Annotated in this window: 21 protein-coding genes; 9 read left to right on the top strand and 12 right to left on the bottom strand. The window is 67.2% G+C overall.

Translation table 11 applies throughout. The annotated features are described in order from the left end of the window. Positions 1–41 precede the first annotated feature (41 nt). Both ccoG and JHD82_RS02555 read right to left on the bottom strand, forming a co-directional pair. Complete coding sequence (ccoG, locus tag JHD82_RS02560; RefSeq protein WP_199135324.1) at positions 42–1,511, bottom strand: cytochrome c oxidase accessory protein CcoG; 1,470 nt, start codon at positions 1,509–1,511, stop codon at positions 42–44. Between the two features lie 136 nt (positions 1,512–1,647). Next, positions 1,648–2,181 carry a hypothetical protein gene (locus JHD82_RS02555; protein ID WP_013803421.1) on the bottom strand — a complete coding sequence of 178 codons (534 nt, stop codon included), beginning with the start codon at positions 2,179–2,181 and terminating at the stop codon, positions 1,648–1,650. 265 nt (positions 2,182–2,446) lie between these two features. Here JHD82_RS02555 and JHD82_RS02550 point away from each other — a divergent pair, with 265 nt between their 5' ends. Together JHD82_RS02550 and JHD82_RS02545 are read left to right on the top strand one after the other, a co-directional pair. Then, on the top strand, positions 2,447–3,418 hold the full coding sequence (locus JHD82_RS02550; protein WP_199135323.1) for a DUF2157 domain-containing protein: 972 nt from the start codon (positions 2,447–2,449) through the stop codon (positions 3,416–3,418). Beyond that, positions 3,415–5,070: a GDYXXLXY domain-containing protein gene (locus tag JHD82_RS02545; protein WP_199135322.1), complete on the top strand. Its 1,656-nt coding sequence runs from the start codon at positions 3,415–3,417 to the stop codon at positions 5,068–5,070. Before JHD82_RS02550 ends, JHD82_RS02545 begins: the two co-directional genes overlap by 4 nt. Before the next feature lie 7 nt (positions 5,071–5,077). On the opposite strand, the gene JHD82_RS02540 is transcribed toward JHD82_RS02545, so the two are convergent. The 3 genes from JHD82_RS02540 to JHD82_RS02530 form a co-directional block, all read right to left on the bottom strand. Beyond that, a complete protein-coding gene (locus tag JHD82_RS02540; RefSeq protein ID WP_012204365.1) occupies positions 5,078–6,193 on the bottom strand; it encodes a CaiB/BaiF CoA-transferase family protein in 1,116 nt (371 codons plus the stop codon). 157 nt (positions 6,194–6,350) lie between these two features. Further along, positions 6,351–7,355 (bottom strand): tripartite tricarboxylate transporter substrate binding protein, encoded by a 1,005-nt coding sequence (locus JHD82_RS02535; RefSeq protein ID WP_199135321.1) that lies wholly within the window; start codon positions 7,353–7,355, stop codon positions 6,351–6,353. A gap of 75 nt (positions 7,356–7,430) precedes the next feature. Further along, a complete protein-coding gene (locus tag JHD82_RS02530; RefSeq protein ID WP_199135320.1) occupies positions 7,431–9,134 on the bottom strand; it encodes an acyl-CoA dehydrogenase family protein in 1,704 nt (567 codons plus the stop codon). 136 nt (positions 9,135–9,270) lie between these two features. On the opposite strand from JHD82_RS02530, the gene JHD82_RS02525 reads away from it, so the two are divergent. Next, entirely contained in the window at positions 9,271–10,170 is a 900-nt protein-coding gene (locus tag JHD82_RS02525) for a LysR family transcriptional regulator (RefSeq protein ID WP_013803426.1), read from the top strand. Between the two features lie 142 nt (positions 10,171–10,312). Here the strand turns inward: JHD82_RS02525 and JHD82_RS02520 are convergent, their stop codons facing one another. Continuing rightward, positions 10,313–13,198, bottom strand: coding sequence for an aconitate hydratase (locus JHD82_RS02520; protein WP_199135319.1), 2,886 nt, complete (start codon positions 13,196–13,198; stop codon positions 10,313–10,315). Between the two features lie 539 nt (positions 13,199–13,737). On the opposite strand from JHD82_RS02520, the gene JHD82_RS02515 reads away from it, so the two are divergent. Further along, the gene (locus tag JHD82_RS02515; protein ID WP_012204360.1) at positions 13,738–14,010 is read left to right on the top strand and encodes a hypothetical protein; all 273 of its coding nucleotides are present in this window, start codon (positions 13,738–13,740) and stop codon (positions 14,008–14,010) included. A gap of 343 nt (positions 14,011–14,353) precedes the next feature. On the opposite strand, the gene JHD82_RS02510 is transcribed toward JHD82_RS02515, so the two are convergent. Continuing rightward, the gene (locus JHD82_RS02510) at positions 14,354–14,776 is read right to left on the bottom strand and encodes a hypothetical protein (RefSeq protein WP_199135318.1); all 423 of its coding nucleotides are present in this window, start codon (positions 14,774–14,776) and stop codon (positions 14,354–14,356) included. A gap of 131 nt (positions 14,777–14,907) precedes the next feature. On the opposite strand from JHD82_RS02510, the gene JHD82_RS02505 reads away from it, so the two are divergent. Further along, positions 14,908–15,726: a helix-turn-helix domain-containing protein gene (locus tag JHD82_RS02505; RefSeq protein ID WP_199135317.1), complete on the top strand. Its 819-nt coding sequence runs from the start codon at positions 14,908–14,910 to the stop codon at positions 15,724–15,726. A gap of 76 nt (positions 15,727–15,802) precedes the next feature. Here JHD82_RS02505 and acnB read toward each other — a convergent pair whose 3' ends face one another. From acnB to JHD82_RS02480, 5 genes are all read right to left on the bottom strand, one after another. Beyond that, positions 15,803–18,394 (bottom strand): bifunctional aconitate hydratase 2/2-methylisocitrate dehydratase, encoded by a 2,592-nt coding sequence (gene acnB / locus JHD82_RS02500; RefSeq protein ID WP_012204353.1) that lies wholly within the window; start codon positions 18,392–18,394, stop codon positions 15,803–15,805. 63 nt (positions 18,395–18,457) lie between these two features. Next, positions 18,458–19,048 carry a hypothetical protein gene (locus JHD82_RS02495; RefSeq protein WP_012204352.1) on the bottom strand — a complete coding sequence of 197 codons (591 nt, stop codon included), beginning with the start codon at positions 19,046–19,048 and terminating at the stop codon, positions 18,458–18,460. 31 nt (positions 19,049–19,079) lie between these two features. Next, positions 19,080–20,099: a CoA ester lyase gene (locus tag JHD82_RS02490; protein ID WP_199135316.1), complete on the bottom strand. Its 1,020-nt coding sequence runs from the start codon at positions 20,097–20,099 to the stop codon at positions 19,080–19,082. Next, on the bottom strand, positions 20,096–20,902 hold the full coding sequence (gene tam / locus JHD82_RS02485) for a trans-aconitate 2-methyltransferase (protein ID WP_013803434.1): 807 nt from the start codon (positions 20,900–20,902) through the stop codon (positions 20,096–20,098). The genes JHD82_RS02490 and tam overlap by 4 nt, the downstream gene beginning before the upstream one ends. Before the next feature lie 14 nt (positions 20,903–20,916). Further along, the gene (locus JHD82_RS02480; RefSeq protein ID WP_012204349.1) at positions 20,917–21,903 is read right to left on the bottom strand and encodes a malate dehydrogenase; all 987 of its coding nucleotides are present in this window, start codon (positions 21,901–21,903) and stop codon (positions 20,917–20,919) included. Positions 21,904–22,121: 218 nt separating this feature from the next. Between JHD82_RS02480 and JHD82_RS02475 the strand changes: the two genes are divergently transcribed. The 4 genes from JHD82_RS02475 to sdhA all read left to right on the top strand — a co-directional run bounded on the left by JHD82_RS02475 (position 22,122) and on the right by sdhA (position 25,708). Next, positions 22,122–22,910 (top strand): GntR family transcriptional regulator, encoded by a 789-nt coding sequence (locus JHD82_RS02475; protein ID WP_012204348.1) that lies wholly within the window; start codon positions 22,122–22,124, stop codon positions 22,908–22,910. A gap of 134 nt (positions 22,911–23,044) precedes the next feature. Beyond that, a complete protein-coding gene (sdhC, locus tag JHD82_RS02470; protein ID WP_012204347.1) occupies positions 23,045–23,467 on the top strand; it encodes a succinate dehydrogenase, cytochrome b556 subunit in 423 nt (140 codons plus the stop codon). Positions 23,468–23,503: 36 nt separating this feature from the next. Next, positions 23,504–23,869 (top strand): succinate dehydrogenase, hydrophobic membrane anchor protein, encoded by a 366-nt coding sequence (gene sdhD, locus JHD82_RS02465; RefSeq protein WP_012204346.1) that lies wholly within the window; start codon positions 23,504–23,506, stop codon positions 23,867–23,869. Between the two features lie 33 nt (positions 23,870–23,902). After that, the gene (gene sdhA, locus JHD82_RS02460; RefSeq protein ID WP_012204345.1) at positions 23,903–25,708 is read left to right on the top strand and encodes a succinate dehydrogenase flavoprotein subunit; all 1,806 of its coding nucleotides are present in this window, start codon (positions 23,903–23,905) and stop codon (positions 25,706–25,708) included. Positions 25,709–25,734: the final 26 nt, after the last annotated feature.

The raw sequence follows: 25,734 nt of genomic DNA, 5'->3' as shown, positions 1-25,734 counted from the left end.
AACTGCGCTGTACTCCTGAATCAATCCATCCAACCGGCCCTTCAGCGCGGAACCAGGAACGTGCTGTGGGCCTGCTTGGTAAGCGCCGGATCGCCCACCGCCGTGGCCGTGATCTCCACGCCGTGCGAGCCAGGGCCGGCCGCGCCATAGGGCGCCTGCAGCCGCACCACGACCCAGCGGTCCTGGGCCGCGCCCACGTCCACCTCGGTCTCCGAAGCCACGCGCAGGCCCTCCATGCCCGAGGCCGACAGCACATAGCGCTGGTCCTGCTCCGTGGCATTGCCGATCTGCACGCGGTAGATGTTCTCGATCTGGCCGCCGGCCACGATGCGCGACAGCGTGCCCCGGTCGCGCACCACGTCCACCTTCAGCGGCGTGCGCAGCGCCAGGCTGGCCACCATGGCCGTGGAGATGGCCACCAGCGCCGTGCCGTAGATGAGCACGCGCGGGCGGAAGATGCGGCGCACCAGCTCGCTCTGGCGCCAGCCCCGAGCCACGCCGTTCTGCGTGGACAGGCGGATCAGCCCGCGCGGGTAATGCATGCGGTCCATGACGCTGTTGCAGGCGTCGATGCACAGGCCGCAGCCGATGCATTCGTACTGCAGGCCGTCGCGTATGTCGATGCCCACGGGGCAGACCTGCACGCACAGCGTGCAGTCGATGCAGTCGCCGAGGCCCTGGGCCCGGTAGTCAACGCCCTTGTGGCGCGGGCCGCGCGATTCGCCGCGTGCGGCGTCGTAGGTGACGACCAGGGTGTCCTTGTCGAACATGGCGCTCTGGAAGCGCGCATAGGGGCACATGTGCTTGCAGACCTGCTCGCGCAGGAAGCCCGCGTTGCCGTAGGTGGCCAGCGCATAGAACAGCACCCAGAAGATCTGCCATGCGCCGGTCAGCGCCAGCACCTCGGGCAGCAGGCTGCGGATGGGCACGAAGTAGCCGACAAAGGTCAGCCCCGTCCACAGCGAGATCAGCAGCCACAGCGCATGCTTGCCGCCGCGCCGCGCGATCTTCTCCGCGCCCCAGCCGCTGCCGTCCAGCCGCAGCCGCGCGCTGCGGTCGCCCTCCAGCCGGCGCTCCACCCACATGAACAGCTCGGTGTAGACCGTCTGCGGGCAGGAAAAGCCGCACCACAGCCGCCCGGCCACCGTGGTGAACAGGAACAGCGCCAGCGCCGAGACGATGAGAAGCACCGCCAGGTAGATGAAGTCCTGCGGATACAGCAGCCAGCCGAAGACGTAGAAGCGCCGCTGCTCCAGGTCGAAAAGCAGGGCCTGCCGGCCATGGATCTGCAGCCAGGGAATGCCATAGAAGAACAGCTGCGTGAGCCAGACCATGGCCCAGCGCCAATGGGTGAAGCGCCCCGTGATGGAGCGCGGCTGGATCTTCCTGCGCGATTCGAACAGCGGGGAGTCCGCGCTGGCATCGGCGATGGGAATCACCTTGCGTGGCGCGGGCCGCGGCCGGGGGGCTGCGGCGGTTTCATCGGGAAGCGGTTTCGGTCGTTCTGACATGCGGGGCCTTCGCCCCGGCCGGTGCGCCCTTGATGCGGGCTTGTCATGAATTGCCGGGGACTGCCTGGACTATGCCCAGCGCCCTGCCCCGGCGGTAGCAGCAGATGCAGCGGATTCGACCGTATCAGATGGCGGGTCAGGCCTGCGGCGAGCGCAGCGCCGCAACGGCAAACCGCAGCCCCCACAGCACCAGGCACAGCCCCAGCAGCGCCGTCAGCGTGCCGATGCGCACATCGGCCTGGAGCACGCCCCAGCGGCTGAAGATCTCCGTCCAGTCATGGTCGCCGCCGCCCACCAGGGGCAGCACCTGGGCGCGCGCGTCCTTCATGTAGTGGGCCACGTTCATGAGGCTCTCCCCCAGCCACATCAGCGCGGCAATCCAGCCCGTGCGCTGGCCCTGCCTGTGGAAATGGCGCATGAACAGGGCCGGGAACAGCAGCTGGAACAGCGTGCCGCCGTAGACCGAGAGATGCTGCGAGAACAGGGCCACCAGCGGATGCCCGGCTTCGTGCAGTGCCAGGTTGGCGTTGTCCAGCAGCAGCAGCCAGTGGCCCTGGCTGAAGAAGTGGCCCCAGATGATCCAGGCGGCAAAGGCCGTCAGCGCGATGGCGGCAGGCCGGGTGACCGGCTGCCACTCGATCTGCCCGTCCAGCGCATCGCCGCGCTTCATCGCGCCTGCCCTGCAGGTTGTGGGTGCGGGTGCGGGTGCGGGTGCTGGTGCTGGTGCGTTTGCGCACCGGGGCAAGGGGCAGGCAGGAAAGGCATGTCGGCAGGATTGGGCTAGGCAGCAATGGCAAGAGGATGGCAGGACTCTGGCCGCGATCTTCCCACGGCTCCCCCGGCTCGCCGGAATGCCGTCCTGCGCCGCCATCCATGCACGCGAGGTTCTGGCACAGTCGGGCATCCGACTCTTCAAGCCAAGGAACGTCCGCACCATGAACCTGCGCCCCCTATTGCATGACCTTGTCCGCCAACATGGCCTGGACCGCAAGGCCGCCGTGCAGCTGTTTGCACTGGCGGGATTCGAGCAGGAACCGGCTGCGCTCAGAACCCGCCTGTGGCCCGTGGTGGCCTTGCTGGGCGCGGCGCTGGGCGGGCTGGGCATCGTGCTGTGGATTGCCGCCAATTGGGAGAGCATGGGCCGCATGCAGCGCTTTGCCCTGCTGCAGGGCTTCGTGCTCGTGATGTGTCTTGGCGCGGCATGGCGCGCGGCGGCGCGCGTGCCGCTGTCGGTGCTGGCGCTGCTGGGCACGGGTGCGCTGTTCGCCTTTTTCGGGCAGACCTACCAGACGGGAGCGGACCCCTGGCAGCTGTTTGCGCTGTGGGCAGCGCTGACCCTGCCGCTGGCCCTGGCGGCGCGCAGCGATGGCGTCTGGGTGCCCTGGGTGGTGGTTGCCATGACGGGCATTGCGCTGTGGGCGCAGGCCCATACGCCGCAGTTCTGGGAGGTGGAGTCGCGCGACCTGGGCGTACATGCCGTGGCCCTGGGCGCCGCCCTTGCCATCACCGCGGTCATGGCACCGGCCCTGCGGCGCTTCACGGGCGCGGGGCTGTGGGCCTTGCGCGGCGCGGGCGCGCTGGCGCTGGCGATGATCACCTCCACCGCCATCAGCGGGCTGTTCCACAGCACGGTGGCGCCGCAGTACCCGCTGGGGCTGGTGCTGCTGGCAGGCGCGGCGGCGCTGGCGGGCCTGCGCAGGCATTTCGATATCTTTTTGCTCAGCGGTGCGGCGCTGGGCCTGAACGTGCTGCTGGTGTGCGGCCTGGTCTACCTGCTGCTGGAGAAACTGGGGGCGGACTTCACGGGCATGCTGCTGCTCGTCGGCCTGGGCGCTGCGTGCCTGCTGGCGGCCACGGTCAGCCTGGTGCTTCGAATGTCACGCAACGCGGAAGGAGGCCTTCAATGAGCCACGAACACGACACCCTGCTGCGCCAGGCCGTGGACCAGGGCATCCTGCCGCCTGCCGCCTTGCAGGACCGCCGCCCTGCCGCCAACGACCGCCATTGGGCGGTGGTGCTGCTCACGGCGCTGGGCGCCTGGCTGGCCCTTCTGCCCTTGCTGATTCTGTTTGCGTTTGCCCTGTCCGACTGGATAGAGCGCGGCGCCGGCACCTATGTGATCGGCGCCATGATGCTGGCCGCAGCCGTGGCCGTGCTGCGCGCCGAGGAGCTGCCCGTCTTCCTGGAGCAGCTGGCCCTGCCTGCCATGCTGACCGGCGCCGGCCTGCTGGGCTTTGGCCTGGCGCGCGACCTGTCGGGGCAGGCTGCGGGCGCGATAGGCCTGGTCATTGCGCTGGCCTGCACGGCCGCCATTCCAAGGCCCTGGCTGCGCGTGCTGCTGGGCGCCGCCTGCGCGCTGCTGTTTTGCACCATGCTCTGGCCGGACAACGATCCATCCACCCTGTACGCAGGCCTGCCGACCTGGGTCATCGTGCATGCGGCGCTGCTGCTCTGGATGCTGCTGCTGGCAGCCCAGTGGCGCGCGCTGGGGCAGTCTGCGGCACAGACCCGCATGGCGGCGGCGCTGGAGCCCTTTGCCACGGGCTGGCTGCTGGCGGTGCTGGCTGGCCTGGCCTTTCTGTCCGGCAGGAGCTTCATGGTGGCCGGCGTGCTGGGCGGCGGCCTGGCGGGCGAGCTGGCGCAGGAAGCCGCCCCGAACATCTCCATGGGCGTTCTGACGCAGGCCGGCTCGGCCGTGCTGGCCCTGGCAGCCGCCTGGTTCGCTCAGCGCGCATGGCCCACGCTGCGGCAGCCGCGCGCCGCCGTGGCTGCCGTGGTGCTGGCCGTGCTGAGTGCCTTCCTGCCCTGGCTGGGCGCCTGCCTGCTGGCGCTGGCGGTGACCGGCACCAGCGGCCGCTGGCGGCAGGCCGCAGCGGCCGCCCTGGCTGCGGCCTGGATCGTGGGCAGCTTCTACTACCAGCTGGCCTGGCCATTGGCGACGAAGGCCATGGTGCTGGCCGGCTGCGGCGCCTTGCTGGGCCTGCTGGCCTGGGCAGGGCCGCGCGCCGCATCCCTGCCAGGCAGCGCGGAGACCGCCGCCGCATCGCGCGCCGCGCCCCTGCAGCGCTGGGCGCCGTGGCTGGTGGTGCTGACGGCGGCCTGCACGCTGGCGGTGGCCAATATCGGCATTGCGCAGAAGGAACGCACCATCGCCCAGGGCCGCAAGGTGTTCGTGGAACTGGCGCCGGTGGACCCGCGCTCCCTGATGCAGGGCGACTACATGCGCCTGAACTTCCGCCTGCCTTCCGAGGACAGGGACGTGGAGAAAGAGAACCTGCGCAGCGGACGCCTCTACGCCATCGGCAAGCTCGATGAGCAGGGCGTGGTGCAGTGGCTGCGCTCCGGCACGGCCAGCGAGCCGCTGGCGCCCGGCGAGCAGCGCTTTGAACTCACCCCGCGCGGCGGCCGGTGGACGCTGGTGACCGATGCCTGGTACTTCCGCGAAGGCGATGGCCAGCGCTGGGAGCAGGCCCGCTACGGCGAGTTCCGCGTGGAGCCCGACGGGCGTGCGCTGCTGGTGGGCATGGCTGACGCGCAACTGCGCCCCATCGTGCCCTGAATGCAGCTCACTCGAAACTGTCGCCCTCGGCCAGCGGCGCATGCCGGTAGCTGGCCGGCGTGCGGCTGAGCTTGACGGGCGCGCCCAGGCCCCGGTAGCCGCCCTCCATCTCCACCACCATCTCGCGGTGCAGGGTATGCGGGTGGTTGAGCGCCGCATCCACGCCCAGCACGGGTGCGGCGGGCACGCCGATGGCCATCAGCGCATCGGCCAGGGCGGGGCCGTCGCTGGCCTGCAGGGCCTGCTCCAGCAGCGGCTTGAGCGCATCGCGGTGGTGGGAACGCTGGCCGGCCGTGGCAAAGCGCTCGTCGGCCACCAGTTGCGGGCATCCCAGGTGCTCGCACAGCAGGCGGAACTGGCGGTCGTTGCCCACGGCCAGGAAGACCGGCGTGGTGCCCGTGGCAAAGCTGTCGTAGGGATAGATGTTGGGATGGGCATTGCCCGAGCGCCCCGGCGTCCTGCCGCTCATGAACCAGTTGCCCGCATGCGGGTGCAGCAGCGAGATGCCGCTGTCGTACAGCGAGACATCGACCAGCTGGCCCAGACCGCTGCGCTGGCGCTCCTGCAGCGCCAGCAGCACGCCGATGACGCCGTTCATGCCCGTGACCATGTCCACCACGGGCAGGCCCACGCGCAGCGGATCGCCGCCGGCCTCGCCGTTGACGCTCATCAGCCCCGTCATGGCCTGAATGGCCGCGTCATAGCCGGGCCAGGCGCCCAGCGGGCCATCGGCGCCGAAGCCGCTGACGCGGCACCAGATGAGGCGCGGAAAGCGCTCGCGCACCTGCTCCCAGCCAATGCCCCACTTTTCCATGGTGCCGATCTTGAAGTTCTCCACCACCACGTCGGCCTGCTCCATCAGCGCCAGCACGGCCTGCTGCCCTTCAGACTGCGACAGGTCCAGGAACTGCAGCCGCTTGTTGCGGTTCAGGCCCCGGTAGTAGGAGGACACACCGTCCTGGAACGGTGGCCCCCAGGCGCGCGTATCGTCGCCCTGCGGCGGCTCCACCTTGAGCACGTCGGCACCGTGGTCGCCCAGGATCTGGCCGCACAGCGGGCCACCAAGAATGCGGGAGAGGTCGAGGACACGGATGCCCTGAAGGGCACCATTGGCTCTGCTCATAAAGTTTCTTTCTTCATTGGCACAAGGTGCAAGACTGGCGTGCTTCAAGCCACCGGGGCGCTCAGCAAGGGCCGCCCCGCAGCGAAGGCGCCGTCCCACTCCCGCGTGCGAGAGAGGGGGAAGCGGCGTAGCCGCTCAGGGGGTGTTCTCCATCTATTCAATCCAGTTTGGCGCCGGAGGCATCGACCACGGCCTTCCACTTGGTCACCTCCTGCGCGATGAAGGTCGACAGCCCCGCTGGCGACAGATCCGATGCCGGCTCCAGCCCCTGGTCGGCAAAGGTCTTGCGGATGCGCTCGCTGCCCAGGGCCTTGCGGAAGGCCGCGTTCAGCGTCTCGATGCGGTCGGCCGGCGTGCCGGCCGGTGCCACCACGCCGAAGAACACGCTCACGTCGTAGCCGGGCAGGCCCTGCTCGGCGATGGTGGGGATGTCGGGCATGGCCTGGGAGCGCTTTTCCGTGGCCACGCCAATGGCCTTGAACTTGCCGGCCTTGATGTAGGGCATGGCGGTGAGGATGTCGGTGAAGGTCATGTTCACCTGCCCCGCAAGCAGGTCGTTGAGCGCCGGGCCCGTGCCCTTGTAGGGGATGTGCTGCAGCGAGGTGCCGGCCATCTTGTTGAACAGCACGCCGGCCAGGTGCGAGGAGGCACCGTTGCCCGAGGACGCATAGTCCAGGCTGCCCGGCTTGGCCTTGTCCTGCGCGATCAGCTCCTGCACGGTGGTGGCCTTGGTCGCCGGATTGACCACCAGCACATTGGGCAGGTGGCCCACGCGGATGATGGGCGCGAAGCTGGTCTGCGGGTCGTAGTTGATCTTGCGGTACAGGTGCTTGTTGATGGCCAGCGGCCCCGAGGTGCCGAACATGATGGTGTAGCCGTCGGGCCTGGCGCGGGCCACGAAGTCGGCACCGATGTTGCCGCCCGCACCGGCCTTGTTCTCCACGATCACGCTCTGGCCCAGCGTCTCGGTCAGCGATATCGCCAGCGTGCGGGCCATGGCGTCCGTGGGCCCGCCGGGCGGGAAGGGAACGACAAAGCTGATGGGCCGCTCGGGAAAGCGTTCGGCCAGTGCGGTGGCCGGCAGCGCGGCGGTGGCGGCGAGCGCACAGGCCCACAGGAATCGGCGTTTCTGGAAGGACGGCTTCTGGTCAGTGCAAGGCATGGTGTTTGTCTCCGGTACTTGTGCGGTCATCCCTGTGGACGGGATGTGCGTTCTGGGTCGGTGCGGTCGATGGGCTCAGCGTGTCCAGCCTTCGGGCAGGTCGCCTGCCGCCAGCGGGTCGCGCGGCAGCACGCGGTGCAGCAGCACCAGCTGGGCCCAGCGCATGCGCTCGGCACTGCGTGTGCAAGAGGCCTCCCAGGCCATGGCCGTGGCCGTGAAGCAGTGGTACAGGCCCGAGGCGGCGGCGCGCGCCAGGCGGTCACCGCCCTCCTCGGCCGCGCGCAGGGCCAGGGCCGCAGCCTTGTCCATGCTGGCCGACAGCGCGGCCTTGAAGTCCGTGGCCGCCTCGATCTGAGCCAGCAGCTGGGCGGCGTGGTCACGCAGCACGGGCAGCGAGCCTTCGCGCTTGATGGCGCGGATCACGTCCAGCGCCACGATGTTGCTGGTGCCTTCCCAGATCGATCCCAGGTGGGAGTCGCGCACCAGGCGCGGATCGCTCCATTCCTCGATGTAGCCGCAGCCGCCGCGCACTTCCATGGCGTCGCCCGTGACCTTGCGCGCATCGCGGCAGGCGCGGAACTTGATCATGGGCGTGAGGATGCGCAGCAGCGCGTAGGCGCCGTCTTCGCCTGCGTCCGAACGCTGCAGCGCCTGGGCCGTCTGCAGCACCATGGTGCGGGCCTGTTCGGAGTAGATGCGCAGCTTGTCGAGCTGGCGTTGCATCAGCGGCATGTCCTGCAGGGCCTTGCCGAAGGCGCGGCGCTCGCGCGCCACGTACTCGGCCTCGGCCACGGCGCGGCGCATCAGCCCGGCCGAGCGCACGCCGTTGGACAGGCGCGAGTTGTTCACCATGTCGGCCATCTGCACGAAGCCCCGGCCCTGCTCGCCCACCAGGTAGGCGACGGCGCCGTCGAGCACGATCTCGCCGCTGGCCATGGAGCGCGTGCCCAGCTTGTGCTTGAGGCGCACGATGCGGTAGTGGTTGGCCGAGCCGTCGTCCAGCCGGCGCGGCAGCAGGAACAGCGAGATGCCCTTCATGCCCGCCGGCGCGCCTTCCACGCGCGCCAGCACCATGGCGAAGTCGGCATCGGGGTTGGAGCAGAACCACTTGTCGCCGGACAGGCGCCAGCTGCCGTCGGCGGCCGGGCGTGCCAGCGTCTGGGTGTTGGAGATGTCCGAGCCGGCCGCCTGCTCGGTCATGAACATGGCGCCCTGGGCCTGGTCCTCGAAGCGCAGCTGCGTCATGCGCGGCCAGTACTTTTCGACCAGGGCCGGCTCGCCGTACTTGCGCAGCGTGCGCGCCAGCGAGTCCGTCATGGACAGCGGGCAGCACAGGCCGAACTCGGCCTGCACGAACAGATAGGTCAGCGCGTACTTGGCCAGCGGCGGCAGCTTGCCATCCCAGCCCAGCACGCCCGTGCGGTGCGACATGACGGCCAGGCCGAACTCGCCATAGGCAATGCGCTCCATCTCCACATAGGCCGGGTGCTTGACGATGCGCTGCGCATCGCGCCCCGTGCGGTCGCGGTGCTCCAGCTCGGGCGGGTTGCGGTCGGCGGTCAGCGCCCATTCATCGAGTTCGCGGCCGGCCAGGGCGCCCATGCGCTCCAGATGGGGCTGCAGGTGCGCGTTCACCTCGGGCGGCAGATACAGCGCCAGCAGCGGCTGCAACTGCGAATCGGTGGTGTACAGATTGCTGCCGTGGCGGTCGGGCACGGCCTGGAAAGCCTGGGCGGGGGAAGACTGCATGGCGGCCAGCGCCTGCGGTTCGGGGTTCATGGTCTGTCTCCTGTGCGGGAACCGGGCCCGGGCGCATGGGCTCCGGGTCTTGGGGATGCCCCCATTCTTGGAAACAGTCCTATTCGAGTCAAATATTGATAACGTATTGATCAATAGTCAAACCGGATAGAACGCCATGGAGCTGAGACAACTGAGGTACTTTCTGGTGCTGGCCGAGGAGCTGCACTTCAGCCGCGCAGCCCAGCGCCTGTCCATCTCCCAGCCGCCGCTGAGCGTGGCCATCCGCCAGCTGGAGGAAGAGCTGGGCGCCCAGCTGTTCGAGCGCACCAGCAAGGAGGTGCGGCTCACGGCCGCCGGCAAGCACCTGCGCGTGCAGGCCCAGGACATCATGGAACAGGCCCAGCGCGTGCGCCAGGACATGCGCGCCATCGCCGACGGCGTGCAGGGCCGCATCCGGCTGGGCTTTGTGGGTTCGGCCATCTACCGCGGGCTGCCCGAGGCGCTGGAGAGCTTTCGCGCCCGGCACCCGCTGGTGCGCATCGACATGCTGGAGCTCAACAGCGCAGAGCAGATCGCCTCCCTGCAGCAGGAGCGGCTGGACCTGGGCCTGCTGCACGCCACGCGCCCCGCGCCCGGCCTGCAATCACACACCCTGGTGAGCGAGCCGTTCATGGCCTGCCTGCCCGCAGGCCATGCGCTGGCCGGCCAGCGCACGCTGCAGGTGCGCCAGCTGGCGGGTGAGCGCATGGTGCTGTTCTCGCGCCAGGTCTCGCCCGACTACCACCAGCAGATCTGGCAGATCTGCCAGAGCGAGGGCTTCACGCCCGACCTGCACCACGAGGTGCGGCACTGGCTGTCGGTGCTGTCCATGGTGTCGCTGGGCCAGGGCGTGTCCCTGGTTCCGTCCTGCCTGCAGCGCGTGGGCTTTCCGGGGCTGGCCTTCGTGCCCATCCAGGGCCGGCACCCGCAGTCGCAGATGCAGGCCATGTGGCACCCGGGCCATGTGCAGCCCCTGGTCGAATCGCTGCTGGCTCACCTGCGCGACAGCGTGGGCAGGCTGGGACAGCAGCCATAAACGCCACACCCTTGCTCAGTTCACCATGTCCAAAACTGGCGTGGCCCAAAAGCGAGGGACACCGAGCAAGGGCCGCCCCGCCGCCAGGGTGTCGTCCCCCTTGCAGGGGGAAGCCGCATAGCGGCTCAGGGGGTTTCCAACTTCATTCAAGGAGCTGCCTGAGAACGTACGGCAGGATGCCGCCGTGCCGGTAGTAGTCCACCTCGATGGGCGTGTCGATGCGCAGCTTGACCACCACGGTCTGCTTGCTGCCATCGGCACGCGTGATCACCAGCTGGGCCTCGCTTTGTGGTGCCAGGTCGGCGGCGGGAATCACTTCCACGAACTCCTCGCCCGTCAGGCCCAGGGTCTGCCAGCTGTCGGTGCCCAGGAACTGCAGCGGCAGCACGCCCATGCCGACAAGGTTGGAACGGTGGATGCGCTCGAAGCTGCGCGCCACCACGGCCTTGATGCCCAGCAGCTGCGTGCCCTTGGCGGCCCAGTCGCGGCTCGATCCCGTGCCGTATTCCTCGCCCGCGAAGATCACGGTGGCGCGGCCCTCGGCCTGGTACTTCATGGCCGCGTCGTAGATGGGCATCTTGGTGACCTGGCCCGTGCCGTCGCGGTACAGCGTCAGGCCGCCCTCCTCGCGCGAGCCATCGGCCTGTGCCGGAATCATCAGGTTCTTGATGCGCACGTTGGCAAAGGTGCCGCGCATCATCACCTCATGGTTGCCGCGCCGCGAGCCGTAGCTGTTGAAGTCGGCCTTTTGCACGCCGTGGGCCAGCAGCCACTGGCCTGCGGGCGAGCTTTCCTTGATGGAGCCGGCCGGCGAGATGTGGTCGGTGGTGATGGAGTCGCCGAACAGCGCCATCACGCGCGCGCCGTGCACCACGTAGGGGTTGGAGCCTTCGGCGCCGGCGGCACCGGCGGCAGGCGCTTCCAGCTCAAGCCGGAAGCCGTCGAAGAACGGCGGCTCGGCAATGTAGGTGCTCTCGGGCCAGGTATAGGTGGCGCCCGTCACGCCGTGGATCTTTTCCCAGAGCTTGCCGGGCTCGGAGCGCACCTTCTCGTAGTTCTCGCGGAAGGCCTTGCCGTTCATGGCGTACTTCATCAGCGCGTGGATCTCTTCGCTGGTCGGCCAGATGTCGCCCAGGTAGATGTCACGGCCGTTCTTGCCCTGGCCCACGGGCTCGGTCATCAGGTCGCGGCGCACCGTGCCGGCAATGGCATAGGCCACGACCAGGGGCGGGCTGGCCAGGAAGTTGGCCTTGATGTTGGGGTGGATGCGCGCCTCGAAGTTGCGGTTGCCCGACAGCACGGCCGCGCAGACCAGGTCGTTGCTGGTGATGGCCTCGTTGAGCTCCGGCGTGAGGTCGCCCGCGTTGCCGATGCAGGTGGTGCAGCCGTAGCCGGCCAGCGCAAAGCCCAGCTTTTCCAGGTAGGGCAGCAGGCCGGCCTCGGTCAAATACTCGGTCACCACGCGCGAGCCCGGCGCCAGAGAGGTCTTGATGTGCGGCTGCACCGTGAGCCCGGCCTTCACCGCCTTCTTGGCCAGCAGGCCGGCGGCCAGCATCACGCTGGGGTTGGAGGTGTTGGTGCAGCTGGTGATGGCGGCAATCAGCACGTCGCCGTTGGCGATGCTCAGGCGCTTGGGCGGCGTGGGGGCATCGACCGGCGCCTCGCTGTGGGCGGCCTCCAGCTTGGGCTTGTTGGCCTCCATCTCGGCCAGCGAGCGCTGCGCGCCGGGCGGATGGGCCGGCGTCTCGGGCGCCACCTCGCCCTCGCCGCCACCCCCTACGCGAAAGCTCCGGCCCAGCCGTTCGATCGGCTGGTTGAACCCGTTGTGCGCCGCAGGGGCGCTGAACAGCTCATCGAACTTGGACGACACATTGCCCAGCTCGATGCGGTCCTGCGGGCGCTTGGGTCCGGCCAGGCTGGGCGCCACCGTGCCCAGGTCCAGGCGCACCACATGCGAGTAGTCGATCTCGCCGGCGGCCGGCACGCCGAACAGTTCCTGCGCGCGGAAATAGCCCTCGAAGGCCTCGATCTCGGCCTTGCTGCGGCCCGTGCCCCTGAAGTAGTCGATGGTTTTTTCATCGACGGGGAAAAAGCCCATGGTGGCGCCGTACTCGGGCGCCATGTTGCCGATGGTGGCGCGGTCGGGCAGCGCCAGGGTGCGCGTGCCTTCGCCGAAGAACTCCACGAACTTGCCCACCACCTTCTCGCGGCGCAGGATCTCGGTCACCGACAGCACCAGGTCGGTGGCCGTCACGCCCTCGCGCAGCTGGCCCGACAGCTCGAAGCCCACCACATCGGGCGTGAGGAAGTACACGGGCTGGCCCAGCATGGCCGCCTCGGCCTCGATGCCGCCCACGCCCCAGCCCACCACGCCGATGCCGTTGATCATGGTCGTGTGGCTGTCCGTGCCCACCAGGGTGTCGGGGTAGTGCACGCCGTCCTTGGTCTTGTGCACGCCGCGCGCCAGGTACTCCAGGTTCACCTGGTGGACGATGCCGAAGCCCGGCGGCACCACGCCGAAGGTGTCGAAGGCCTGCATGCCCCACTTCATGAACTGGTAGCGCTCCTTGTTGCGCTGGAACTCCAGCTTCATGTTCAGGTCCAGCGCCTTCTTGGTGCCGAAGTAGTCCACCATGATGGAGTGGTCCACCACCAGGTCCACGGGCACCAGCGGCTCGATGGACTTGGGCTTCTTGCCCAGCCTGGCGGCCGTGCTGCGCATGGCGGCCAGGTCGGCCAGCAGCGGTACGCCCGTGAAGTCCTGCAGCACCACGCGCGATACCACGAAGGGGATCTCGTCCACGCGCTCGGCCTGGGGCTTCCAGTTCGCCAGCTGCTCCACATGCTCGCGCGTCACCTTGTTGCCATCGCAGTTGCGCAGCACGGACTCCAGCACGATGCGCAGCGACACGGGCAATCGCCGGACCTGTGGATATTGCCTTGCCAGTTCAGGCAGGGAGAAGAACTTGCCCTTCTTGCCCCCCGCCGCAGCAAAGGATTTGAGGGTGTTTTCATATTCGTGGCGCATCGTGAGACTCCTGGATGAAACTCTGGGAAGGCACATGCGCGCCGCCTTTTCCGGGCTGCTGGGCATGCACCAAGACTCTGATTTCCATTGTGCCCAGAAGTGCCCGCGGATGCTGTGGTCCATTGGCGATAGTCACACGCGGACAACGCTGTCCGCGCGGCAAAAGCGGCAGGCTTTCACGGGGCTGTCATCGAACCGGCCACAGGCTCTGTGCCACAATCCGCTCCAACCCCCTGTCACGGGGCCGGTGCTTGAAAACACCTTTTCCAAGACTAGCGGTGCAGCCTCCCCGTCAGCGAGGCTTTGTCACGTCTGAATCCTGTATTCGTGGGCGCTTGCCCACGTCTGTGCGATTTCGGGCGGGATGGGGCTCACCGCAAGGCTGCCCGCACGACTAGTCTCGTGTTTTCAACATCCCGCCCACCTGCCTGCGCTTGAAAACGCAACCCGGTGGTCTCAAGCCTCGACTAGGAGCACGGAAGCATGCGCAACGTTTGCCTTTCCACGGCCTCTCTCAATCTTGCACGGAGAGCCGAGCCATGACACCCAGACCCCCACCCAGCGCCGAGCATTTCACCCAGGTCGTGACCGAGGTGGACCGCCTGGTCCAGCAAGGCTGTGCCGAGATCTCGGCGCTCTCCCGCATGGCCCTGCTGTGGCTGGAAACGCCCGAGACCAGCAACCGCCTGGACGTGCTCGCCAGCGCCCTGCGCACCATCCGCAACAGCGCCGACATGCTGGCCAGCGAAACCAGCGGCGAAGTCGTCGCCGTGGGCTGCTCCCACCACGTCAAAAGCAGCACAGCCCCCTGAACCGGGCCGAGCGCAGCAAAGGCCCGAGCCCACTCCCCGTATGTCAGCGCCTGTGTCGGGCCGCCTGCGGGGTTGCAGTCCTGCCGAAGGACAGGACTGCTTCGTCAACTGACTCGCCGCAGTTGTCTGAACGGAGCGCGCAGCGCGCAGTGAGTTCTGCGGCGAACCCCGCAGGCGGCCCGACGCAGGTTGCCCCGCAGCGAAGCGAAGGGGTCGCGGGCATTCGGGTCGCCTTCTTTGATCTGACCTTTCTTGGCGAATCAAGAAAGGGCAGTCGGCTGCCGGGCCGAGACCCGGCCTCGAAAAACAACGGCCCGGCAGGGTCAAAACAAGCCCGCTGTAGTCATGACATGGCAACACGCGCACCGCCAACCACATCGCGCGTGCGCCTCAACCCAGTCCACTGCAACTCAGCCAACACCACCACCACCACCGCCTGGGCCAACACCCACGCCACCCCCCAGGCAGACAACCCCAACCCACCAAACGCCAACAGCGCAACACAGCCCACAGCCCACCCCAAATTCCCCACAACCACCAGCCCGATCAACCGCCGCGGCACAGGCGAGCGCGCCGCCATCCACGCAGCCAGCAGCGCATAGCCCAGCAAAAACCAGCCTGTGGACTGCAGCAGCGCCAGAGGCAACCCCGTCACATCCGACAGCGGCTGCCCCGCCACCAGTTGCAAGGCGCCCGAGGCGGCGCAGGAAGCAGCATCGGCCCACATCACGCGGGGCAGGAAACGGGGGGAAGCAAACATCGACATGGCGAACTCCTTGAGAGCAACAGGCACACACCGTGCATGCCATGGACTGCATGGTCCGCCGCAGGCTGCACAGGGTCGATAACCTCGCAGGTCATGGCCGGCACGCCGGCCCCGCCGCTACGATGCGGACCATGACCTCCACCGCCCATCCACCGTCCGCGCGCTCGCCCTTCGGCGACCATCTGCGCCACTGGCGCCAGCACCGCCGCCTGAGCCAGCAGGGCCTGGCGCTGGAGGCCGAGATCTCCACGCGCCACCTGAGCTATGTGGAAACCGGCCGCGCCCAGCCCAGCCGCGAGATGGTGCTGCGCCTGGTGGAGCGCCTGGGCGTGCCGCTGCGCGAGCGCAACGCGCTGCTGGTGGCCGCAGGCTATGCGCCCATGTACCAGGCCCGGCCGCTGGACCACCCGGACCTGGCCGCCGCGCGCCAGGCCGTGGACCTGGTGCTCAAGGGCCACGAACCCAATCCCGCCCTGGCCGTGGACCGGCACTGGAACCTGGTGGCCGCCAACGCCATCGTGCCGCTGCTGCTGGCCGGCGTGGCGCCCTGGCTGCTGGAGCCGCCCGTCAATGTGCTGCGCCTGAGCCTGCACCCCGAAGGCCTGGGCCCGCGCCTGGCCAACGCAGCCCATTGGCGCGCGCATCTGCTGCACCGCCTGCAGCAGCAGATTGCCGCCACGTCGGATACGCAGTTGCAGGCGCTGCACGACGAGATTGCCGCCTACCCGTTCAAGGAAGATGAAGCGGACTCACATGGCGCAGCACTTGCCAGCCACATCGCCGTGCCCTTCGCGCTGGACACCGACCATGGCCGCCTGAACTTCATCAGCACCATCACCATCTTCGGCACGCCGGTGGATGTGACCCTGCAGGAGCTGGCCGTGGAGTCGTTCTTTCCGGCGGATGCGCAGACGCAGGAGGTGCTGGGGCGGTTGAGGCAGGCTGCGTAAACCGGAAAGTACAGAGCCAGAAAGCAGCAAAGCCCGCCGAAGCGGGCTTTGCTCATGGAGCCGGATCAGGCCGGACTCAGGCGCTCACGCCCCTGGCCACGTCCGCGTACTCTTCGATCTGGTCGAAGTTCATGTAGCGGTAGACGCTGGACTTGTCGGCATCGATCACGCCCATTTCCTTGAGGTATTCCTCCTTGGTGGGCAGCTTGCCCAGGCGCGATGCGATGGCGGCCAGCTCGGCCGAGCCCAGGAACACGTTGGTGTTCTTGCCCAGGCGGTTGGGGAAGTTGCGGGTCGAGGTGGAGATCACCGTCGCGCCTTCGCGGACCTGGGCCTGGTTGCCCATGCACAGCGAGCAGCCCGGCATTTCGGTGCGGGCACCGGCCGTGCCGAAGGCGGCGTAGTGGCCTTCCTTGATCAGCTCGTTCTGGTCCATCTTGGTGGGCGGAGCCACCCACAGCTTGACGGGGATGTCGCGCTGGCCGCCCAGCAGCTTGGCTGCTGCGCGGAAGTGGCCGATGTTGGTCATGCACGAACCGATGAAGGCTTCATCGATCTTGGTGCCGGCCACTTCGGACAGGAACTTGGCGTCATCGGGATCGTTGGGGCAGCAGACAATGGGTTCCTTGATGTCGGCCAGGTCGATCTCGAACACGGCAGCGTATTCGGCGTCCTTGTCGGCTTCGAGCAGGTCGGGCTTGGCCAGCCAGGCTTCGACCTTCTCGATGCGGCGCTGCAGCGTCTTGGCGTCAGCGTAGCCGTCGGCGATCATGTTCTTCATCAGAACGATGTTCGAGGTCAGGTACTCCTTGATCGGCTCGGGGTTGAGCTTGATCGTGCAGCCGGCAGCCGAGCGCTCGGCCGAGGCGTCGGACAGCTCGAAAGCCTGTTCCACCTTCAGGTCGGGCAGACCTTCGATTTCCAGGATGCGGCCCGAGAAGATGTTCTTCTTGCCGGCCTTGGCCACGGTCAGTGCGCCTGCCTTGATGGCGTACAGCGGAATGGCATGCACGAGGTCACGCAGGGTGACGCCGGGCTGCATTTCGCCCTTGAAGCGCACGAGCACGGACTCGGGCATGTCCAGGGGCATCACGCCCGTGGCAGCGCCGAAGGCCACCAGGCCGGAACCTGCGGGGAAGGAGATGCCGATGGGGAAGCGCGTGTGCGAGTCGCCGCCCGTGCCCACGGTGTCGGGCAGCAGCAGGCGGTTGAGCCAGGAGTGGATCACGCCGTCACCGGGACGCAGGGCCACGCCGCCGCGGTTGCTGATGAAGGCAGGCAGCTCGCGGTGCGTCTTGACGTCCACGGGCTTGGGGTAGGCAGCCGTGTGGCAGAAGGACTGCATGACCATGTCGGCCGAGAAGCCCAGGCAGGCCAGGTCCTTGAGCTCGTCGCGGGTCATGGGGCCGGTGGTGTCCTGCGAACCCACGGTGGTCATGCGCGGCTCGCAGTAGGTACCGGGGCGCACGCCCTGGCCTTCCGGCAGGCCGACGGCGCGGCCGACCATCTTCTGGGCCAGCGTGAAGCCGGCGTTCGAAGCAGCGGGCGCCTGGGGCAGGCGGAACACGGTGGATGCGGACAGGCCCAGGAACTCGCGGGCCTTGGCGGTCAGCGAACGGCCGATGATCAGGTTGATGCGGCCGCCGGCGCGCACTTCGTCGAACAGCACGTCGCTCTTGAGCTGGAACTCGGCGACGGTTTCGCCGTTCTTGACCAGCTTGCCGTCATAGGGCAGCACGTCGATGACGTCGCCCATCTCCAGCTTGGTGACATCGACTTCGATGGGCAGCGAGCCCGAATCTTCCTGCGTGTTGAAGAAGATGGGAGCGATCTTGCCGCCCAGGGTCACGCCGCCGAAGCGCTTGTTGGGCACGAAGGGGATGTCCTGGCCCGTGGCCCAGACGATGGAGTTGGTGGCCGACTTGCGCGAGGAGCCGGTGCCGACCACGTCGCCCACGTAGGCGACCAGGTGGCCCTTCTTCTTGAGGTCGTCGATGAACTGCATCGGGCCGCGCTTGCCGTCTTCCTCGGGCTTGAAGGCCGCGTCGGGACGGGTGTTCTTGAGCATGGCCAGGTAGTGCAGCGGGATGTCCGGACGGCTCCAGGCATCGGGCGCGGGCGACAGGTCGTCGGTGTTGGTCTCGCCGGGCACCTTGAAGACGGTGACGGTGATCTTCTTGTCCACTTCGGGGCGCGAGGTGAACCACTCGGCGTCAGCCCAGCTCTTCATGACTTCCTGGGCCTTGGCGTTGCCGGCCTTGGCCTTGGTGGCCACGTCGTTGAAGAAGTCGAACATCAGCAGCGTCTTCTTCAGCGCATCGGCGGCCACTCCGGCGACTTCGGCGTCGTCCAGCAGCTCGATCAGGGGATGCACGTTGTAGCCGCCCACCATGGTGCCCAGCAGCTCGGTAGCCTTGGCCTTGGAGATGAGAGCCACCTGGATGTCACCGTGGGCCACGGCTGCCAGGAAGCTGGCCTTGACCTTGGCGGCATCGTCCACGCCCGGAGGAACGCGGTGCGTGAGCAGGTCGAGCAGGAAGGCGTCCTCGCCAGCGGGCGGGTTCTTGATCAGCTCGATCAGTTCGGCAACCTGCTTGGCTTCCAGCGGCAGCGGGGGGATACCGAGCGCGGCGCGTTCGGCCACGTGGTCACGGTAGGCTTTCAACATGATTCTCTCTCCATGGTTTTCTAAAGTGGGGCTGCTTGCGGGACGCTCAGGTCCGGGCCTGGATTACTGGCCGGCGGGCTTGGGCGCTTCCAGCAGGCTGGGAGGCGGGTTCTTCTTGATGGCCTCGGCCACCTGAAGCTGATCGGGGCTCATGCATTCGTCGGCCAGGCGCTGGCCGACCTTCTGGTTCATGAGCATCGATTTGTTGGCGATCTGCAGCCAGACGGCGCCGGCATGCTTGTCTTCCAGGCGCACGGTGCCGGTCGAGGTCTTGACGGGCGACATGTGGTACTTGAAGCCCTTGCCGTCGATGTTGAAGTAACCCGGGTTGGCCTGGTCGGCCGTCACATTGACGAAGGCGCCCAGCTCGCAGGGGATGCGGCCGGTGTGCACGCGCTCGGAAATGGCCAGGTCTTCGGCGGACAGCGGCTGCTGGGCAGCAACCGCCACGGCGGCTGCACCGCCGACAGCGGCGGCGCCGGCAGCGGCCTTGGCCGTGGTCTTGGCGGCGGGCTTCTTGGCGGGTGCCTTTTTGGCTGCAGGCTTGGCGGCGGCCTTGGCCGGAGCCTTCTTGGCGGTGTCGGCGGTGGTCGCGCCCTGGGCCAAGGCCATCAGGGGTGCTGCGATCAGGATGGAGGCGATAACTGTCTTCATGCGTTGGGCTCCTGCAAATTCCCTGTGCGGGCTAGGCAAGTGATTCTGATGCAAACCAGGGCTGCACCTGTGGGGGCAGCGCCTGGCCGGTCTGGTGGGCACGTGTGAGCAACTGCCAGAAATAGCGGTAGCTCGCCCGGTCATGTAATACACCATCCACGCTGACGGGCGCCCAATCGGCGGCCTCGGCGGCGGTAAGTATTTGTGCGGCCTGCGCCACTTCGTCGGCCTGGGGCGCGAAGGCGGCGAGGATGGGGCGGATCTGGTCCGGGTGGATGCTCCACATGCGGGTATAGCCGAGCCGCCGTGACGCCTGTGTGGCAGCGGCCTGCAGCGCCTGTGGATTCCTGAATTCGGTGACCACGCAGTGCGAAGGCACCTTGCCGTGCGCGTGGCAGGCGGCCGCGATCTCCAGCTTGGCACGCACGACCAGCGGATGGTCGAACTGGCCGGCCGAGCCCATGGCCGAGGCGGGAATCGCGCCGCCATGGGCCGAGACGAAGTCCATCAGGCCGAAGGAAATGCTCTGCACGCGCGGGTGCGCGGCAATGTCGAAGGCACGGTGCACGGCGGCGGGCGACTCGATGAGCACATGCAGCGGCAGTTCGCGGCAGCCCAGTCGGCCCAGATGCCGCTCGGCCAGCAGCACGTCGTCCACGCTTTCCACCTTGGGCAGCATGAGGTGGCACAGGCGGTCGCCGGCCTCGCCGACGATGATGTCCAGGTCCTGCGCGAAGCTGGCGTGGTCCACTGCATGCACGCGCGCAGCCACGCGGGCACCGGGCGCGGCATCGCGCGCCAGCGAGGCCACCAGGCGCGCATGGGCCGCCTCATGGCCCACGGGGGCGCCATCTTCACAGTCCAGCGTGACGTCGAAGACGCAGGTGCCGAACTCGGCCATCATCTCGGCCTGCAGCTGCAGGCTCTTGCGCATGCGCACTTCCACGCCGCTGTAATGGTCGCAGACGGGCAGGTGCAGGGCACCGCCCTGCGCATCGAGCAGCACCTGGGCCGGGTGTGCGCGAGAGGGTATGGACGTGGCGGCGGTCATGGCTTGCGCTGGGCGACGATGAACAGGCGGGGGAAGGCCAGCAGGCGCCGGCCGTCGGCGCGCACGCCGTAGGCGGCGTCCACGCGGTTTTCGTATTCGGTGAGGAAGTCGGCCTGCAGGGCTTCGGGCAGGCCCTCGACGAAGGGCTTGAGGCCGGTGCCGCGCAGCCACTGGACGATGGCGCCGGCCGAGTCCATCGGATGCTGGTAGACGGTATGCCAGACATCGACGGCGCCGGCCTCGACGCCGGCCTGCTCCTGCGGGCCGGCCAGCAGGTCGTAGTAGCTGCGGATGGGCAGGATGTCGGCCCGCACCTTGGCGGCATCGCCGATGTAGGCGGCAAACTTGGGCAGGCTGGCGATCTCGCGCATCACGCGGTGCGTGGCCTCCTGCCGGTTGTCGGGCATCTGTATCGCCAGCACGCCCCCTGGCGCCAGTTGGGCGAACAGGCGGGGTATCAGCGTTTCATGCTCCCCCACCCACTGGAGGGAGGCATTGGCATAAATCAGGTCGGGAGCGCTCTCGCCGGGGGCTGGCGTCCAGGAAGCAATGTCGGCCAGCGCGAAGCGGGCCTCAGGCAGATGCTGGCGCGCGGTGGCCAGCATCGCCTGGGAGTTGTCTATGCCGGTGATCGTGGCACCGGCATAGCGCTGTGCAAGCAGCTCGGTGGAATTGCCCGGCCCGCATCCCAGGTCCACCACATGGCGGGCCTGGGCCAAGGGCACACGCGCCAGCAGCTCGGCTGCGGGGCGCGTTCGCTCATTGGCGAAACGCAGGTAAAGCGCGGGATTCCAGTCGAGCATGGCTTGCCGGCGGCTTACAGCAGGTGCTTGACGCCGTCCTGTTCGCCTTGCAGCTCGGCCAGGGTCTTGTCGATGCACTCTTGCGAGAAGGCGTCGATTTCCAGGCCTTCGACGATCTTGTACTCGCCGTTCTCGGTGGTGACCGGGAAGCCGAAGACGATGCCGGCGGGGATGCCGTATTCGCCGTTGGAGGGCACGCCCATGGTGACCCATTCGCCGCCCGAGCCCAGGGCCCAGTCGCGCATGTGGTCGATGGCAGCGTTGGCAGCCGAGGCAGCCGAGGACAGGCCGCGGGCGGCAATGATGGCGGCGCCACGCTTGCCGACGGTGGGCAGGAACACGTCCTTGTTCCAGGCCTGGTCGTTGATCTTGGCCTTGACGCTTTCACCGTTGACGGTGGCGAAGCGGTAGTCGGCGTACATCGTGGGCGAGTGGTTGCCCCAGACGGTCAGCTTGCGGATGTCGCCCACCTTGAAGCCGGCCTTGGCAGCCAGTTGCGAGGCAGCGCGGTTGTGGTCCAGGCGCAGCATGGCGGTGAAGTTCTTGGCCGGCAGGTCCGGAGCCGACTTCATGGCGATGTAGGCGTTGGTGTTGGCGGGGTTGCCGACGACCAGCACCTTCACGTTGCGCGAGGCCACGGCGTTCAGCGCCTTGCCCTGGGCCGTGAAGATCTGTGCGTTGGCAGCCAGCAGGTCGGCACGTTCCATGCCGGGGCCGCGGGGACGCGCGCCGACCAGCAGGGCGTAGTCGGTGTCCTTGAAGGCTTGCAGGGGGTCGGAGTGGGCTTCGATGCCGGCCAGCAGGGGGAAGGCGCAGTCTTCGAGTTCCATGATCACGCCCTTGAGCGCGTTCTGGGCCTTCTCGTCGGGAATCTCCAGCAGTTGCAGAATGACGGGCTGGTCCTTACCCAGCATTTCGCCGGAGGCGATGCGGAACAGCAGGGCGTAACCAATTTGACCGGCGGCACCGGTGACGGCGACACGAACGGGCTTCTTGCTCATGATGAAACTCCAGGGATGGGGAAAAAATCAGGTGTTATCGGCGCCAGGTCGCACCAGCGTCAGAAACCAGCAGCCCGTGCTCCGCAAACAACGCGAAAGTGTACTCCCGATTTCGAAGCCCGGTCAATTTGTCTTATGTCTTATATAAGATATGATCGACGTCTGTTTCCAAGTCTTTCATCTGCGTCGCCGGGAGCCTCCCCACCCCGAACTTTTCCATGCCAGTCCTGCCTCCCCTCGCCTCAGACAACGCCGCTCCCACCATCGGCGCGGGCGCATCGACCCCGGCCTTCAGCCCTTTGTATCAGCAGATCAAGGGACTGATACTGCAAAGCCTTGAAGCAGGCGAATGGCGGCCCGGCGAACTGATTCCCAGCGAAATGGAGTTGGCGGCGCGCTTTCGCGTGAGCCAGGGCACGGTGCGCAAGGCCATCGACGAGCTGGCCGCGGAGAATCTGGTGATGCGCCGCCAGGGCAAAGGCACCTTCGTGGCCACCCACGCGGCCCAGCATGTGCAGTACCGCTTCCTCAAGCTGCAGCCGGACGGCGGCGACCAGCAGGGCGAGGGCCGTGCCGAGCGCCGCATCATCGACTGCCGGCGCCTGCGCGCATCGGCGGACGTGGCGCGCGGCCTGGCGCTGCGCAGCGGCGACGCCGTGATGCATGTGCGCCGCGTGCTGTCGTTCTCCGCAATCCCGACCATTTTGGAAGACATCTGGCTGCCGGGCCACGCCTTCAAGGGCCTGACGGCCGAGCAGATGTCCGCCTACCAGGGCCCCACCTACGCCATGTTCGAGCTGGACTACGGTGTGCGCATGGTGCGCGCCGACGAAAAGATCCGCGCCGTCCTGCCCGAGGCAGAACAGGCCCTGCTGCTGGATGTCCCCAGCACCACGCCCCTGCTGAGCGTGGAGCGCACCGCTTACACATACAACGATGTTCCCATGGAGTTACGCCGTGGCCTGTACCGCACCGACACCCATCACTACCGCAACGCGCTGAGCTGAACGATCCGTTCCCCAGAGAAGCGGGCGAAAATACGCAATTCCCAGCAAAGCTGTTTTTATTGCATTGCAATAGAATTTTGCATCGCCGCCCCTGAGCGATTACGAAGCAGTTACATCCACGAAAGTACCCTGCCATGACTGAGCAAGCCAAAAAGCGGCCAGAGTTCCGCAACATCAACTTCTTCAAGGACCTCCCCACCTACCGGTTGCCGCCGGCCGGCATCGTGTCCATCCTGCACCGCATCAGCGGCCTGCTGATGTTCATCCTGCTGCCTTTCATCCTGTGGATGATGGACATGTCGCTGACTTCGGAGATCTCCTTCGACGGCTTCACCTCGGTTTTCGCGGGTCCCTTCGGATGGTTCCTCAAGCTCGTGTGCCTGGCATTGATCTGGGCCTACCTGCACCACTTTTGCGCCGGCGTCCGCCACCTGTTCATGGATGTGAACCACCACGCCGTCAACAAGCAGTTCGGCAAGTCCTCGGCCCTGGTGGTGCTGGTCCTGAGCGTTGGCCTGACCCTGATCCTGGGTGCCAAGCTGTTCGGCCTGTACTGATTCACGATCTCTCCCTCACGATAAGGAAAAAGAACCATGTCCGTGAATTACGGCTCCAAGCGCACCGTGGTCGGTGCGCACTACGGCATCCGCGACTGGATGGTGCAGCGCGTCACCGGCGTGCTGATGGCACTGTTCACCATCGTGCTGCTGGCCAAGCTGATCTTCAGCACCGGCTCCGTCGGCTATGACCTGTGGGCCGGCATCTTTGCCCCGCAGTGGATGAAGTTCCTGACCTTCGCCGTGATCGTCTCGCTGGCCTGGCACGTCTGGGTCGGCGTGCGCGACATCTGGATGGACTACGTCAAGCCCGTGGGCCTGCGCCTGGTGCTGAACGTTTTCACCCTGGTCTGGCTGGTCGGCTGCGCCGGCTGGGGCATCCAGATCCTGTGGCGTATCTGATAGAGACGCGGTCTCCACGATTGAAGGTTAAGAATGAGCTACTCCAAAGCAAACATCACCAAGCGCAAGTTTGACGTCGTCATCGTCGGCGCTGGCGGCTCCGGCCTGCGTGCCGCGCTGGAACTGTCGCGCGCCGGCCTGTCCGTGGCCTCGCTGTCCAAGGTCTTCCCCACGCGCTCGCACACCGTGGCTGCGCAGGGCGGCGTGTCCGCTTCGCTGGGCAACATGAGCGAGGACAACTGGCACTACCACTTCTACGACACCATCAAGGGCTCCGACTGGCTCGGCGACCAGGATGCCATCGAGTTCATGTGCCGCGAAGCGCCCAACGTCGTGATCGAGCTGGAACACTTCGGCATGCCGTTCGACCGCAACCCCGACGGCACCATCTACCAGCGTCCCTTCGGCGGCCACACGGCCAACTACGGTGAAAAGCCCGTGCAGCGCGCCTGCGCCGCGGCCGACCGTACCGGCCACGCCATGCTGCACACGCTGTACCAGCAGAACGTCAAGTCCAAGACCAACTTCTTCGTGGAGTGGATGGCGCTGGACCTGATCCGCAACACCCAGGGCGACGTGGTCGGCGTGACCGCCATCGAACTGGAAACCGGCGACCTGTATGAGCTGCACGCCAAGGCCGTGCTGCTGGCCACGGGTGGCGCAGGCCGCATCTTCCAGGCATCGACCAATGCCTTCATCAACACCGGCGACGGCCTGGGCATGGCTGCACGCGCAGGCATCCCGCTGCAGGACATGGAGTTCTGGCAGTTCCACCCCACCGGCGTGGCCGGCGCGGGCGTGCTGCTGACCGAAGGCTGCCGCGGTGAAGGCGCCATCCTGCTCAACAGCGAAGGCGAACGCTTCATGGAGCGCTACGCTCCCACGCTGAAGGATCTGGCACCGCGTGACTTCGTGTCCCGCTCCATGGACCAGGAAATCAAGGAAGGCCGTGGCTGTGGTCCCAACAAGGACTACATCCTGATGAAGCTGGACCACCTGGGCGCAGACACCATCCGCAAGCGCCTGCCTTCGGTGGAGGAGATCGGCCACAACTTCGCCAACGTGGACATCACCAAGGAACCGATTCCCGTGGTGCCCACCATCCACTACCAGATGGGCGGCATTCCCACCAACATCAACGGCCAGGTCGTGGTGTGGGACGGCCAGCAGAACAACGTCGTCAATGGCCTCTATGCCGTGGGCGAATGCTCGTGCGTGTCGGTGCACGGCGCCAACCGCCTGGGCACGAACTCGCTGCTGGACCTGCTGGTCTTCGGCAAGTCGGCCGGCAAGCACATCGTGCAGTTCGTCAACGGCTTCGGCGACCACAAGGCCGTGCCGGCCGATGGCTCCGAGCGCACGCTCACGCGCCTGAACCAGCTCGACGACTCCAAGGAAGGCACCTACGCCCAGGATCTGGCTGGCGACATCCGCGCCACCATGCAGCAGCATGCCGGCGTGTTCCGCACGCAAAAGAGCATGGACGAAGGCGAAGTCAAGATCAACGCCATCCGCGAACGCGTGGGCTCCGTGACCCTCAAGGACAAGTCCAAGGTCTGGAACACCGCCCGCATGGAAGCGCTGGAAGTGGACAACCTGATCGAAGTGGCCCAGGCCACCATGATCTCGGCCGCAGCCCGCCACGAATGCCGCGGCGCCCACACCGTGTACGACTACGAGCATCCTGCCGACCACGCCGAGTTCCCGCTGGGCCGCAATGACAAGGAATGGCTCAAGCACACCCTGTGGTACAGCGCCACCAACAGCCTGGACTACAAGCCCGTGAACCTGAAGCCCCTCACGGTGGACAGCGTGCCGCCCAAGGTCCGCACGTTCTAATCCAGCAGCCCACGAGAGAACAGACA

Source organism: Delftia sp. ASV31 (assembly GCF_016428765.1).
GTDB classification, from domain to species: domain Bacteria; phylum Pseudomonadota; class Gammaproteobacteria; order Burkholderiales; family Burkholderiaceae_C; genus Comamonas; species Comamonas acidovorans.
This window is presented reverse-complemented; position numbering and strand designations above follow the sequence as displayed.